The organism is Pseudonocardia spirodelae (assembly GCF_037727765.1).
GTDB classification, from domain to species: domain Bacteria; phylum Actinomycetota; class Actinomycetes; order Mycobacteriales; family Pseudonocardiaceae; genus Pseudonocardia; species Pseudonocardia spirodelae.
In genome coordinates this window covers 70,659-84,367 of the sequence record NZ_JBBJUP010000006.1, presented here as the reverse complement: position 1 = coordinate 84,367, position 13,709 = coordinate 70,659, and the positions used below count along the sequence as shown (strand labels likewise).

General features: G+C 76.5%; 12 protein-coding genes. 6 read left to right on the top strand and 6 right to left on the bottom strand.

The window, feature by feature from the left end; all coding sequences use genetic code 11:
• Positions 1 to 47: 47 nt before the first annotated feature.
• Both WJX68_RS09030 and WJX68_RS09025 read right to left on the bottom strand, forming a co-directional pair.
• Complete coding sequence (locus tag WJX68_RS09030) at positions 48 to 5,039, bottom strand: ATP-dependent helicase (protein ID WP_422785676.1); 4,992 nt, start codon at positions 5,037 to 5,039, stop codon at positions 48 to 50.
• A 47-nt stretch (positions 5,040 to 5,086) separates the two neighbouring features.
• Positions 5,087 to 5,605 carry a hypothetical protein gene (locus WJX68_RS09025; RefSeq protein ID WP_340287986.1) on the bottom strand — a complete coding sequence of 173 codons (519 nt, stop codon included), beginning with the start codon at positions 5,603 to 5,605 and terminating at the stop codon, positions 5,087 to 5,089.
• A gap of 83 nt (positions 5,606 to 5,688) precedes the next feature.
• Here WJX68_RS09025 and WJX68_RS09020 point away from each other — a divergent pair, with 83 nt between their 5' ends.
• The gene (locus tag WJX68_RS09020) at positions 5,689 to 6,936 is read left to right on the top strand and encodes an MFS transporter (RefSeq protein ID WP_340287983.1); all 1,248 of its coding nucleotides are present in this window, start codon (positions 5,689 to 5,691) and stop codon (positions 6,934 to 6,936) included.
• Positions 6,937 to 6,951: 15 nt separating this feature from the next.
• Here the strand turns inward: WJX68_RS09020 and WJX68_RS09015 are convergent, their stop codons facing one another.
• Positions 6,952 to 7,113, bottom strand: a complete 162-nt coding sequence (locus WJX68_RS09015) for a hypothetical protein (RefSeq protein ID WP_340287980.1) — start codon at positions 7,111 to 7,113, stop codon at positions 6,952 to 6,954.
• A 75-nt stretch (positions 7,114 to 7,188) separates the two neighbouring features.
• Here WJX68_RS09015 and WJX68_RS09010 point away from each other — a divergent pair, with 75 nt between their 5' ends.
• The 4 genes from WJX68_RS09010 (at position 7,189) to WJX68_RS08995 (ending at position 10,290) form a co-directional block, all read left to right on the top strand.
• Positions 7,189 to 7,383, top strand: a complete 195-nt coding sequence (locus tag WJX68_RS09010) for a DUF3046 domain-containing protein (protein WP_340287977.1) — start codon at positions 7,189 to 7,191, stop codon at positions 7,381 to 7,383.
• Positions 7,384 to 7,641: 258 nt separating this feature from the next.
• The gene (gene recA, locus WJX68_RS09005; RefSeq protein WP_340287974.1) at positions 7,642 to 8,694 is read left to right on the top strand and encodes a recombinase RecA; all 1,053 of its coding nucleotides are present in this window, start codon (positions 7,642 to 7,644) and stop codon (positions 8,692 to 8,694) included.
• A gap of 2 nt (positions 8,695 to 8,696) precedes the next feature.
• Entirely contained in the window at positions 8,697 to 9,848 is a 1,152-nt protein-coding gene (locus WJX68_RS09000; RefSeq protein WP_340287971.1) for a regulatory protein RecX, read from the top strand.
• 61 nt (positions 9,849 to 9,909) lie between these two features.
• Positions 9,910 to 10,290 carry a DUF6506 family protein gene (locus WJX68_RS08995; RefSeq protein WP_340287968.1) on the top strand — a complete coding sequence of 127 codons (381 nt, stop codon included), beginning with the start codon at positions 9,910 to 9,912 and terminating at the stop codon, positions 10,288 to 10,290.
• A 144-nt stretch (positions 10,291 to 10,434) separates the two neighbouring features.
• On the opposite strand, the gene WJX68_RS08990 is transcribed toward WJX68_RS08995, so the two are convergent.
• The gene (locus WJX68_RS08990; protein WP_340287965.1) at positions 10,435 to 11,169 is read right to left on the bottom strand and encodes a hypothetical protein; all 735 of its coding nucleotides are present in this window, start codon (positions 11,167 to 11,169) and stop codon (positions 10,435 to 10,437) included.
• A 204-nt stretch (positions 11,170 to 11,373) separates the two neighbouring features.
• Entirely contained in the window at positions 11,374 to 11,571 is a 198-nt protein-coding gene (locus WJX68_RS08985) for a hypothetical protein (RefSeq protein ID WP_340287962.1), read from the bottom strand.
• 249 nt (positions 11,572 to 11,820) lie between these two features.
• On the opposite strand from WJX68_RS08985, the gene modA reads away from it, so the two are divergent.
• A complete protein-coding gene (gene modA / locus WJX68_RS08980) occupies positions 11,821 to 12,621 on the top strand; it encodes a molybdate ABC transporter substrate-binding protein (RefSeq protein WP_340287960.1) in 801 nt (266 codons plus the stop codon).
• 85 nt (positions 12,622 to 12,706) lie between these two features.
• Here the strand turns inward: modA and cydB are convergent, their stop codons facing one another.
• Positions 12,707 to 13,702: a cytochrome d ubiquinol oxidase subunit II gene (cydB, locus tag WJX68_RS08975; protein WP_340287958.1), complete on the bottom strand. Its 996-nt coding sequence runs from the start codon at positions 13,700 to 13,702 to the stop codon at positions 12,707 to 12,709.
• Positions 13,703 to 13,709 lie beyond the last annotated feature (7 nt).

Sequence of the window (13,709 nt, the reverse complement as noted above, 5' to 3'; positions counted from 1 at the left end):
GGTCGGACCTGCCCTCGTCGCCGGTCGCGCCCCGGCCTCGTGGCCGGTCAGGCCCGCAGCCGCAGGCCCTTCGGCGTGACCCGGAACCCGGCCTCGGTGAGCACCTCCGACAGCGCCGAGGCCAGCGAGTCCTGCCCGTCGGCCCGCTCGACGGCCAGCGACCCCAGCCAGCCCTCGTGCACCGCGCCCGCGAGGGACTCCGCGGCGGCACGGAGCTCGTCGTGGGACTCGGTGAACGACAGCAGCGACTTCCCGCCGCGTTCGACGTAGAGGGCGGGTGCCCCGTCGACGAGCGCGACCAGCGCGCCCGCCTTGCGGCCGGGCCGGTGCCGGGTGTCGCCGCTGGTGTCCGGCCACGGCAGGGCGGCCCCGTAGGGCTGGGCGGGGTCGGTCGCGGCGAGGACGAGCCGCGACAGCCCGCGCCACGCCTCCCGCGGGGTCTGCGGCCGCCCGCCCCGCCTGTCGAACTCGTCGTGGCGCCCGGCACCGGCGCCGGGGTGCAGGCCGGGGGCGAGCAGGTCCTCGGGGACGTCGGCGTAGGGGCCGGAGAGCGCGCCGGTGTCGTCGTCGCCGGTCGCCGTGCCGCCGGGGTCGCCGGGGTCCGTGGTCACCGCGCCGGGACCGGCCCCGAGCGTCCGGGGGGTGGTGGGGGGCGGAGCGGCGGAGCCGCCGTCCGGCCCGGCCAGTGCCCGCACCCGGTCGATCGCCCCCGGCACCGCGAACTGTGCCGCCCCGAGACCCTCCACGATGTAGCCGCGCCGGCACCGGCCGGACTCCTCCATCGCCCGCAGCACCTTGTAGACCGCCGCGAACCCGCCGGTGACGCGCTCGGTGCCCAGCGCTCCGCGGGTCAGCACGCCGTGGCGCTCCAGGAACGCCTCGGCGGCGGCGTGCGCCCGCCGGGTCGCGTCCGGCTCCCGGGGTACGGCCACCGACCAGCGACCGCCCACCGACGGCGGCCCGGTCCGGCTCGGCATCGACGGGCGGCCCGCGCGGAGCTGGGCGTAGCGGCCGCGGGCCGGACGCCGGGCGGTGCGGTGCGCGCCGCCCTGGCGGCCGGACGCGCCGCGCCGCGCCCCGCCGCCGGACAGCCGGGCCCGCAGCGGGCCGAGCGTGTCGTTGGTGAGCGCACCGGCCCACACGAGGTCCCAGACGGCGGCGACGACGTCGTCGTCGGAAGGGGCCGCGTCGTCCTGCTCCTTCAGCAGCACCCCAGCTCGGGTCGCGAGCTCGCGGAAGAACAGCGCACCGCCCCCGGAATCGGGTGCGGCCTCCGGATCCGTCAGCACGGCCGGGTCGGTCAGCCCGAGCGCGGCCAGCACCGCGGTGTGCAGCGGGGTGCCCGCTGTGTCCAGGTCGGGGGCGGGCAGCAGCAGGTCCGCGACGTCGGTCGGGGCGAGCGCGAGCCAGCCGTCCTGCCCGGACAGCGCGCCGCAGCCCGCCCACGTCACCTCACCGGCCGCGGTCAGCTCGTCGAGCAGTGCCGGGGTGTAGCCGGGCAGCCGGGCGGGCAGGATCAGCGACTCCACGGCGCTGGCCGGCAACGGTGCCCCGGCGAGCTGCTCGACCACGCCCAGGACGTCCTCGGGGCCGGGAGCGCGCCGCACCCGCCCCCGCCGTTCCGAGCCCGAGCGCACCTGCACGCCCTGCCACAGCGGCAGGAAGCGGCCCAGCGCGCGCTGCTCGACCGGCTCCACCTCGTGCCGGAGCTTCGCCAGCGACGCCCGCCGCAGCCGGCGCAGCACCTCGGCGTCGCAGTACTCCAGCTCGCCCCCGGACCCGGACGGCACCGCCGCCTGCGGGCGCAGCTCGCCCTTCACCAGCCGACCGGTGCCGGTCAGCCGCTCCAGCACCCCGGCCACGACGGCCACACCCAGCCCGAACCGCCGGGCGAGCTCGGCCGCGGTGAACGGGCCGTGGGTGCGTGCCCAGCGCAGGACCAGGTCCCCGAGCGGGTCGGGGACCGGCTCGGTGAACGCCTCGGGCACGCCGACCGGCAGGGCGGCGCCGAGCGCGTCCCGGATGCGCCCGGCGTCCTCGATCGCGACGAACCGCTCCTCGCCGGCGATGCGCACCCGCAGCGCGCGCCGGTCGCGCTCGAGCTGGGCCAGCCACGCCGGGTCGACGCCGCGGGCGCGGCCGTCGGCCTCGGACAGGTCGCCGACGAACCGCAGCAGGTCCGCCGCGCCCTCGACGTCGCGGGCGTGCCGGTCGGGGTCGGTGCGCTGCAGCTGGGCCTCGATCTCGGCCAGCATCTCGGGGTCGAGCAGCTCGCGGATCGCCTCGGAGCCCAGCAGCTCCGACAGCAGTGTCGAGTCCAGCGACAGGGCGGCGGCGCGGCGCTCGGCCAGGGGCGCGTCGGCCTCGTAGAGGAACATCCCGACGTAGCCGAACAGCAGGCTGCGCGCGAACGGCGACGGCTGCGCCGACTCGACCTCGGCGACCTTCACCTTCCGCGCGGCGACGTCGCCCATCAGCTCGCGCAGCCCGGGCAGGTCGTAGACGTCCTGCACGCACTCGCGCATGGCCTCCAGCGTGATGGGGAACTGCTCGAACTTGCCCGCCACGCTCAGCAGCTGCGCCGAGCGCTGGCGCTGCTGCCACAGTGGGCTGCGCCGGCGCGGGTCGCGACGCGGCAGCAGCAGCGCCCGGGCCGCGCACTCGCGGAACCGCGAGGCGTAGAGCGCCGAGCTCCCCAGCTCGGCGACGACGATCTGCTCGATCTCGCCCGGCTCCAGCAGCACGTCCTCCGCGCCGGGGACGACCTCGGTGCCCGCGTCGTCCACCGCGTCGGGCAGGCGCAGCACGATCCCGTCGTCGGCGCCCGAGGCGCTCACCTCGACCCCGCGGCGCTCCCGCATCCGGGCGGCGATCGCGAGCGCCCAGGGCCCGTTGACCTGCGCGCCGAAGGGGGAGTGCACGACCAGGCGCCAGTCGCCCAGCTCGTCGCGGAAGCGTTCGACGAGGATCGTGCGGTCGCTCGGCACGTGGCGGGTCGCCTCGCGCTGCTCGCGCAGGTAGGACAGCAGGTTGTCGCACGCCCACTCGTCGAGTCCCGCCGCGGCGGCGCGCTCGCGGGCCTCGGCGTCGGCCAGCCCGGTCATCTCCCGGACGAACGCGCCGACGGCCCGGCCCAGCTCCAGCGGGCGGCCGATCGACTCGCCCTTCCAGAACGGCATCCGCGCCGGCACCCCCGGCGCCGGGGTCACGATCACGCGGTCGTGGGTGATGTCCTCGACCCGCCACGACGACGTGCCCAGCAGGAACGTGTCCCCGACGCGGGACTCGTAGACCATCTCCTCGTCCAGCTCGCCGACCCGCGAGCCCGCGCCGTCCGCCCCGCCGGGGGTCATGACGGTGAACAGCCCGCGGTCGGGGATCGTGCCGCCGGAGGTGACGGCGAGGCGCTGGGCACCCGGGCGCCCGCGCAGCTCGTCGGTCACCCGGTCCCAGGTGATGCGGGCGCGCAGCTCGCCGAACTCCTCGGACGGGTAGCGCCCCGCCAGCATGTCCAGCACCGAGTGCAGCGCCGAGTCCGGCAGCGCCGCGAACGGTGCCGCGCGGCGGATCGTCGCGGCCAGGTCCGGCAGCGACCACGGCTCCATCGCGACCATCGCCACGATCTGCTGGGCCAGCACGTCGAGCGGGTTGCGGGGGTAGCGCGTCGACTCGATCGACCCGGTCGTCATCCGCTCGGCGACGACCGCGCAGGACACGAGGTCCCCGCGGTACTTGGGGAAGACCACGCCCTCGGACACCGCGCCCACCTGGTGCCCGGCCCGCCCGACGCGCTGGAGCCCGGACGCCACCGACGGCGGCGCCTCCACCTGCACCACGAGGTCGACCGCGCCCATGTCGATGCCCAGCTCCAGGCTGGAGGTGGCCACCACGCAGGGCAGCACGCCGGACTTCAGCTCCTCCTCGACCAGTGTGCGCTGGTCGCGGGACATGGAGCCGTGATGGGCCTTGGCGACCGTCGGCGCGGCGCCGCCGCCCACCCCGGACTGCCCGACCGCCTCGGCGGGGAAGGCGCCGGGACCGGCGCCGGGACCGGGCGGCGCGGCTTCCTCGGCCGCGGCCGCCTCCTGCTCGGCGGCCAGCTCGTTGAGCCGGGAGGTGAGCCGCTCGGCCAGCCGGCGGGAGTTGGAGAACACGATCGTCGAACGGTGCTCGCGCACCAGGCCGAGCAGCCGTTCCTCGACGGCGGGCCAGATCGACGGCTTCTGCGCGGTGCCCGCGGCGGACCCGACGACCTCCTCGTCGCTGCTGCCGGGGGCGGGCCGCTCGTCGAGCGCGGCCAGGTCCGGGACCGGGACCTGCACCTCGACCCGGATCGTCTTCGGCGTCGACGGCTGCACCACCTCCACCGGCCGCGCGCCGGACAGGAACGTGGACACCTCGTCCACCGGGCGGACCGTCGCCGACAGCCCGATCCGCTGCGGTGCGGTCTCGGTGATCTCCTCGAGCCGCTCCAGCGACACCGCCAGGTGCGCGCCGCGCTTGGTGCCCGCGACGGCGTGGACCTCGTCGAGGATGATCGTCGACACCCCGCGCAGCGACTCCCGCGCGGCCGAGGTGAGCAGCAGGAACAGCGACTCGGGGGTGGTGACGAGCACGTCGGGCGGCGTGCGCGCGAACTGGCGCCGCTCGTCGGCCGGTGTGTCGCCGGTGCGCATGCCGACGGTGATGTCGGGGACCGGCTCACCGAGGCGCTGCGCGGCCTGCCGGATCCCGGTCAGCGGGGAACGCAGGTTGCGCTGCACGTCGACGGCGAGTGCCTTGAGCGGGGACACGTAGAGCACCCGGCAGCGGTGCTTCGGCTCGGCGGGCGGCGGCTCGGCGGCGAGCCGGTCGAGCGCCCAGAGGAACGCCGCCAGGGTCTTGCCCGACCCGGTGGGGGCGACGACGAGCGCGTTGCGGCCGGCCTGGGCCGCGGACCAGGCCCCCTGCTGGGCGGCGGTGGGCGCGGCGAAGGCACCCTCGAACCACTGCCGGGTGGCGGGGGAGAAGCCCTCGAGTGCGCTCACGCCGCCCATCATGACCGGGGGGTCCGACAGTCACCCGTCGGACCGCGCCCGGCGGGTGGTCAGCGGGCGGCGTCGGCGCGGGTGCGCGGCCAGATCTCGTCGGGGTCCTCGGCCGGGAACTCCGCGACGAGCCCGGCCACCGTCCACACCATCGTCGCCAGGAAGTCCTGGCCGAGCGCGTCGACGTAGTGCGAGGTCTCGCGCGCGTCCGCCGGGTCGACCAGCGGCGCGACGGTGTAGCGGGCGCGGGCCGCGTAGCGCTTCCCGAGGTGCTGCTCGACCCAGCCCAGCGCCCGGTCGGCGCGGTCGTCGGTGCCGGCGAGCGCGGTGCGGGCGGCGTCGTACCAGTCGGCGAGCACGAGGAAGGCCAGCGACCATCCCGGCGGCGTGGCGTCCGGCGGGAGCTCCCGGTCGACCGCGGTCAGCCGCCGTACGGCGAAGCGGGCCGGGTCCGGTCCCGGCGCGGCCAGGGTCTCGCGCACCGCGCCCGCGAGGACGTCGGAGACCAGGCGGTAGGCGTCCGCCAGCTCGGCGTCGGCACCCGTCGGCCCGCCCGCGTTCCCGGCCCGTGCGGCCATGGTCACCGTCCTCCCGGTCGTGATCGGCGGCGCCGAGCCTAACGCCCTGGCGCGACCCGGCGGGCGCACGGCAGCATCCGGTCGTGACCCACGCCCCGGAGCAGGATCCCGCCCAGCCCCGACTGCTCGCGGTGCTCGCCGCGGGCCAGGTGCTCGGCGGGACGGCCGTGGCGACCTCGGTGGCCGCGAGCTCGCTGGTCGCGGCGCGGCTGTCCGGCTCGCCCGCGGTCGGGGGCGCCGCCTCCACCGCGGGCGTGCTGGGGGCGGCGGGTGCGGCCGCGGTCGTCGCCCGGGTCGCACAGGCCCGCGGCCGCCGACCCGCCCTCGCGGGCGGCTACCTGGTGGGCCTGGCCGGTGCGCTGGGTGCGGTCGCCGGTGCCGCGACGGGCAGCGTGGTGCTGCTGCTGGTGTCGCTGCTGTTCGTGGGCTCGGGGACGGCGGTGGGCCTGGCCGCGCGCTACGCCGCCACCGACCTCGCGGCCCCCGCCCGCGCCGGTCGCGCGCTGGCCCTGGTGGTGTGGGCGACGACGGTCGGCGCCGTCGCGGGGCCGAACCTGCTCGCCCCGCTGGAGGCGGTCGCGGGCGCGGCCGGGCTGCCCGCGGTCGCGGGCCCGTACCTGCTCTGCGCGGCCGCGTTCGCCCTCGCCGCGCTGGTCAGCGGCGCGGGGCTGCGGCCGGACCCGCTGCTGCGCGCCCGCGAGCGCGCCGGGGCACCGCCCGCCGCCGCGGACGCCCCGGCCGTGCGGCCGTGGGCGGTGCTGCGGTCGTCCCCGCCCGCCCTGCTCGGTGCGGCGGGCGTCGTGCTGGGGCACGCGGTGATGGTCGGGCTGATGTCGATGACGCCGGTGCACATGGACCACGGCGGCGCGACGCTCTCGGTGGTCGGTCTGGTCATCAGCCTGCACATCGCGGGGATGTACGCCCTGAGCCCGCTGTTCGGGTGGCTCGCCGACCGCGCCGGCCCCGGGCGGGTGCTGGCCGGTGCCGCGGTGCTCCTGCTGACGGCGGGGGTGTGCTGCGCGCTGGCCGCCCCGACCGCGACGGCGCTGCTCACGGTGGGCCTGGTGCTGCTGGGCCTGGGCTGGTCGGCGGCCGTCGTGGGCGGCTCGGCGCTGCTGACGGCTTCGGTCCCGGTGGCCGACCGCCCGCGCGTGCAGGGCTCGGTGGACGTCGCGATGAACCTGGCCGGTGCCGCGGCCGGGGTCGTCGCGGGGGTGCTGGTGACGGTGGCGTCCTACGCGGTGCTCGGCGGGCTCGCGGTGCTGCTGACCGCGCCGTTCCTGCTGGTGGCGCTGCGCGCGGCGCGGGCCGGGCGCGGCGTGGCGGCCTGATCCCCCTCGGCGCCCTCAGCGCCGCCGCTGGTGGATCCACCAGCGGACGAGCACGACCAGGGCCGACACCAGCGCGACCAGCGACACGACCTGCCAGGCCAGCGGCGAGCCGATGCCGGTCGTCGCGAGGACCTCGTCGGCGACGTCGACGGGGACCGTCGCGAGCAGTTCGGACATATCACCCATGCTACCGGTCGACGGCGGATACGGGCATGATCGTGCGCGTCCGGGTGACGGCGCTACCCTCGGCCCGTGCGACTGAGCCACTTCCGGGAGCTGATGGAGGGCGAGTTCGGGCCCGTGCGGGCGGCGTCGCTGTCGCGCGACCACGTCTTCGCCGAGCTGGACGGGCGGACGGTCGAGCAGGCCGTCGAGTCCGGGGTCGACCTGCGCCGGATCTGGCGCGCGGTCTGCGCCGCCTACGACGTGCCGCCCGCGCGGCGCTGAGCCGCCCGGACCGCGGTCGGCGCCACGGCGGGTGACCGCTCGGCTCCCGCGGGCGTCCGGTCGGCGTGTCGCGGTGTCGGGTCGAACGGGTGTTCGGCTACCGTCCGGGACGGGGCGCGGTGCCCCGCGGCGGGACGAGTTGTCCACAGGCGCGGATCCGGCCCCGGAACTGTCGGGGGTACCCCATACCGTTGTGGTGTGCCTCCCCGAAAGACACCAGCAGGCCCCGATCGTCGACCACCAGCGAGGAGTCAAGAGATGGCCGCTCCGGACCGCGAGAAGGCGCTCGAACTCGCCCTCGCCCAGATCGAGAAGAACCACGGCAAGGGATCGGTGATGCGCCTGGGCGACCAGGCCCGCGTCCCGATCAGTGCCATCTCCACCGGCTCCATCGCGCTCGACGTGGCGCTCGGCGTCGGCGGCATCCCGCGTGGCCGGGTCGTCGAGATCTACGGCCCGGAGTCCAGCGGTAAGACGACGGTGGCGCTGCACGCCGTCGCCAGCGCGCAGGCCTCCGGCGGCGTCGCCGCGTTCGTCGACGCCGAGCACGCGCTCGACCCCGAGTACGCGAAGGCCCTCGGCGTCGACACCGACGAGCTGCTGGTCTCCCAGCCGGACACCGGTGAGCAGGCGCTGGAGATCGCGGACATGCTGATCCGCTCCGGCGCGCTCGACATCATCGTCATCGACTCGGTCGCGGCGCTCGTGCCCCGCGCCGAGATCGAGGGCGAGATGGGCGACAGCCACGTCGGTCTGCAGGCCCGCCTCATGAGCCAGGCGCTGCGGAAGATCACCGGTGCGCTCAGCAACTCCGGCACCACCGCGATCTTCATCAACCAGCTGCGCGAGAAGATCGGCGTGATGTTCGGGTCCCCGGAGACCACGACCGGTGGCAAGGCGCTCAAGTTCTACGCCTCGGTCCGCATGGACATCCGCCGCATCGAGACCCTGAAGGACGGCACCGACATGGTCGGCAGCCGGACCCGGGTCAAGGTCGTCAAGAACAAGGTCGCGCCGCCGTTCAAGCAGGCCGAGTTCGACGTGCTCTACGGCGTCGGCATCTCCAAGGAGGGTTCGCTGATCGACGTGGGCGTCGAGCAGGGGATCATCCGCAAGTCCGGTGCCTGGTACACCTACGAGGGCGACCAGATGGGGCAGGGCAAGGAGAACGCCCGCAAGTTCCTGAAGGAGAACCCGGACGTCGCGGCCGAGGTCGAGAAGCGCATCAAGGAGAAGCTCGGCATCGGCGCGGTCGTCGACGCCGAGGACACCAGCCCGGTCGAGCCCCTCCCGGCGCCGGTCGACTTCTGAGCGTGACCCGCGAGCACGACGGGGCCGGAGGCACGTCCGGCCGGGACGGTGCGGAGCCGGCAGGGCCCCGCACCGTCCCGCTCGACGACCTGTTCGGCGTCGCGGCCGCGGGGCCCGACGGCGAGGGCCTCCCCGCGATCCCGACCCTGGACCCGGCACTCGGGGATCCGGCGCCGGCGAGCACCGGTGACGGCCCCGCCGACGACGCCCCGGACGACCCCGAGCCCCCCGCACCCACGCAGGTCTCCTTCGCCGCCCTCAGCGGTGACACCGGTGCCTCCGGTCCGTCCGACACCGCGCCCCGCCGCCTCACGCTCGTCGCCGACGGGGACGGCGACGGCGCCGTGCCCGACCCGGACGGCGGGCACGGGCGGAGCGGCGCCCCGAGGGTCGTCTCCTTCGAGGAGCTGTCCGGCCGGGGCACGCGCCGTGGCGGAGCACGCGGCTCCCGGGACGGCGGCCGTCGCGGCACCGGTGGGCGGACGCCGGTGACGGCCCCGGACCGGGCGCCGTCCGCGCGGCCGGGTCCGTACCCCGGGGCGCAGGGACTGCCGGACCCGGGGCAGGACCGGCGGCGCGGTCGCCGGCGGGGTGGGCCCCGGGGCGAGGCGGCGGCCGAACCCCGCACGGAGACGCCGCAGGAGCAGGAGACCCGCGCCCGCGACATCTGCCTTCGCCTGCTCACCGACCGCGCCCGCACCGTCAAGGAGCTCGGCGACGCGCTGCGCCGCAAGGAGATCCCCGACGAGATCGCCCACCGCGTCCTCGACCGGTTCGACGAGGTCGGCCTGGTCGACGACCAGGCCTTCGCCGAGCAGTGGGTGCGGTCCCGGCACCGGCACCGCGGCCTGGGCAGGCGGGCCATCGCGCTGGAGCTGCACCGCAAGGGCGTCGACCGGGAGATCGCCGACGAGGCGCTGAGCGACATCGACGACGACTCCGAGCGCGACCGCGCCCGGGAGCTCGTCGTCCGGCGGCTGCGCAGCCTGCCCGTCGGCAGCCGCGAGGAACGCCAGTCCACCGCCCGCAAACTGGTCGGGATGCTCGCCCGCAAGGGGTACGGGCCGGGCGTCGCCTACGGCGTGGTCAAGGAGGAGATCGCCGCCGCCGGCGCGGACGCCGACGAGCTGGGCGAGGCTCCGCCCGACGACTGAGCCGGGTGACGTGCCGGGCGGAGCTTGACCTCGAGTGGGGTTCAGCTCCGATGATCGCGGCATGACCATCGATCCGGCCCGGTGGGCCTACCTGTTCGAGCACCCCGGCGCCGATCCGGCCCGGGACGTCCTCGTCCTCGACTCACCCGCCCAGCGGTCGGTGATCGTGGGCGTGCCCGACACCGCGTCGGCACCGGCCGTCGCGGCCACGCTGGTGCGCGAGGAGGGGATCACCCTCGTCGAGCTCTGCGGCGGGTTCGGCGCCGCGGCCGTCGCCGAGGTCGCCGCGGCCGTGGGGCCCGGGATCGCCGTGGGTGCGGTGACGTTCGGGCCGGACCAGGTGGCCGCCGCGACCGCGTACTCGGCCGTCGCCACCCGGGCGGCCGCGGCCGTCGCGGAGCGGACCCCCGTCCGCGGACCCGCCGGGCCCGCCGCGGGCTGACCGGGCCCGCCGCGGGCTTACCCGGGGCCGTCGCGCGCTGACCCGGGGCCGTCGCGGAGCGGAGCCCCCTGCCCGGCCCGCCGGGCCCGCCACCGGGTGACCCGGGACCGTCGCCGGACGGGCCCCGGTGCGGCCCGGTGCCGGTCACGGGCGGAGGTACCAGGCGAACCAGTCGCGTGTCGTCGGTGTCAGGTAGTGCGTCGGCGGGACCTGCTCCGCGGGGAACAGCGCGAACCCCTGCGGTGCGCGCCCCGGGCGGTCGTGGAAGTACGCCCCGCTCACCCAGGCCGGGTTGATGTCGAGCTCCATCCCGCGGACCACACCGGCGTCGGCGAGTAGCCGGCCCAGCGTGCACACCGACAGGGCGGGCCCGGCGACGTAGACCTCCGCGCCGTCGGCCGTCACCCCGAACCCCGAGCGGTGCACGAACGCGTCCTGCCCGACGGTGCTGCCCCACTCCGCGGTGCCGCCGGTCGCGCAGGTCGGGGTGACCGCGCCGCCGTCGACGAGCGGGAGCAGGTTCTGCCGCACGCTCGCCACGTCCGGGCCCGCCGTGACCTCGCTGCCCCAGGCGCCGACGTCGGCCGTCCCGTCGGTGCGCAGCACGAGGCCGGCCCGGCCCGGCACCAGCGGGGCGACCGTGCGCCCCTCGGCGAGGTAGCCGTTGTGGCTCGGGTCCGACAGCGTGAAGCCCCCGTTGAACGCGACCGCCACGCCGTCGCCGGCCGCTCCGGCCGGCGACGTCGACGCGCGCCAGCGACCCGCCGGCTCGCCGACGCCCGGGTGCAGCGTGCCCCGCACCAGCGCCGGGTCCATCCGCAGCACCCCGGCGACGTAGGAGGTAGGGGTGTCGTCGACCCGCAGTGTCGTCACCTGCACCGCGGGCCGTCCGTGGTCGGTGACGACGGTCTGCCACACCCCCTCGCCGGGCGGGGGCGCCCGCCGTCAGCACGCCGACCCCGGCTCCGGCCCCGCCGAGGAGCAGGGCGAGCACGCCGAGCGCGGCCCCGGCCCGCCGCCGGCGGGTCCGCAGCCGGGCGGGACGGCCGCCACCGGCGGGCCGCTCGGGGGAGCGCAGCGCGCTCACCGGTGCGTGGCGAGCGGACGGGTGTCCCCGTGCCGGCCGGGTCCGGCGGGACGCGCCCGGGCGTCCCGGCGCGCACGCACGTCGTGGGCCCGCTCGCGCCACTCCACCCGGTTGCGGCTGCTGTCCCGGGCCCGTGCGGCCGCGGCCACCGCCGCCGCACCGAGGGCCACCGCAGCCAGCGTCACCAGCACCATTCCCGACCGTCCTCCCGTCGCGCCGGCAGGCGTCCGCCGCCGGCGGTCCGAGACCGCCGGTCGAGGCGCGGAGCAGTCCCAGAGAACGCTGTGTGATCACTGAGAGTCGGCGCAGCGGTCCGGACGGCAGAACCGGGAATGCGCCTCGATCACCCGTAGCGGATCTGTGTCTGCGTGCATAGGATCCCCGCGACGCCGCATCTCGTGATCGTCGGATGTGGCGACGGAGTCGACCCCGGGAGGGTGTACGTGAGGATCCGAGGACGAGGTCGCGCCGCCGGTGTCGCGCTCGCGGCGACGGCGCTGGTCGCGCTGGCCGGCTGCGGGGGCGGGTCGGGCGGCTCCGGCGCCGCGCAGCCGAGCGGCCAGGCGCAGGGCGGCACCCTGACGGTGTTCGCGGCCGCGTCGCTGACCGGGACGTTCGGCGAGCTGGAGAAGCGGTTCGAGGCCGCCAACCCCGGCACCGACGTGACGCTCAACTTCGCGGGCTCGTCGACCCTGGCCCAGCAGATCGACCAGGGCGCCCCGGCGGACGTGTTCGCCTCGGCGGACCAGAACAACATGAAGAAGGTCACCGACGCCGGCAACGCCCAGGGCGAGCCGCAGATCTTCGCGACCAACACCCTGCAGATCGCGGTCGGCCCGGACAACCCGAAGCAGATCGCCTCGCTGCAGGACCTGACGAAGCCCGGTCTGCGCACCGTGGTGTGCGCACCGCAGGTGCCGTGCGGCGCGGCGACGCAGAAGGTCGAGCAGGCCGCGGGCGTCGACATCACGCCGGTCTCGGAGGAGCAGGACGTCAAGGCCGTCCTGCAGAAGGTCACCACCGGCAACGCCGACGCCGGGCTGGTCTACCGGACCGACGTCGCGGCGTCGAACGGTCAGGCCCGCGGTGTCGACGTGCCGCAGGCGTCGCAGGCGGTCAACCAGTACCCGATCGCGGTGCTGAAGAACGCCCGCGACGCCGATCTCGCCCGCAGGTGGGTGGAGTTCGTGACCGGCGACGAGGGCCGCCAGGTCCTCACCGCGGCGGGCTTCGGCACGCCCTGACCCGGGCACCGCGACGGCGGGGCGGGCACCGGTCTCCCGGGCCCGCCCCGCCGTCGTCCGTCCGCCCCGCCGCCCGGGGCGGCCGTCAGTGCCCGGCGCCCACGTCGGCGCGGGTCAGCCGCCGCCGGAACACCCAGAAGGTCCACGCCTGGTAGGCCAGGACCACCGGCGTGACGATCCCCGCGACCCAGGTCATGACGGTCAGCGTGTACGGCGTCGACGCCGCGTTGGTCACCGTCAGCGAGTACGCCGGGTCGGTCGTCGAGGGCAGCACGTCGGGGTAGAGCGACCCGAACAGGGTCACGGCCACCGCGACGATCGCGACGGTCGTCGCGGTGAACGACCAGCCCTCGCGCCCCCGGGCCACGGCCGCGGTCGCGCCGACGAGCCCGACCGCGGCGACGACCACCGGCGCCAGAACCCAGACCGGCGCCCCGCCGAGCAGCGTCCACACCAGGAACACCCCGCCCGCCGGGACGGCGAGCATCCCCGCCGTCACCGCGACCGACCGGGACCGCTCCCGCACCGGCCCGTCGGTCTTCAGCGCCAGGAACACCGCACCGTGCAGGGCGAAGACCAGGACCGTCGTCACCCCGCCGAGCAGGGCGTAGGGGTGGAGCAGGGTCAGCAGCGTGCCGGTGAACTCGTGGTCGGCGTCGAGCGGGATCCCGTGCACGACGTTCGCCAGTGCGACACCGACCAGCAGCGCCGCGGCCAGCGACGACCCGGTCAGCACCCGGTCGAGCACCGCCGCCCACGCCGGCTCCCGGTGCCGGTACTCCAGCGCGATCCCGCGCAGGATCAGCGCGACCAGGAGCAGCAGCAACGCGAGGTAGAAGCCGGAGAACATGCTCGCGTACCACTCGGGGAACGCCGCGAACGTGGCGCCGCCCGCGACGAGCAGCCACACCTCGTTGCCGTCCCACACCGGGCCGATCGTCCCGAGCGCGACGGCCCGGTCGGTGTCGTCGCGGGCGACGACGGGCAGCACCATCGCGACGCCGAAGTCGAAGCCCTCCAGGCACAGGTAGCCGGTCCACAGGACCGCGATCAGCACGAACCACAGGTCGACCAGGGCCATGACGGGT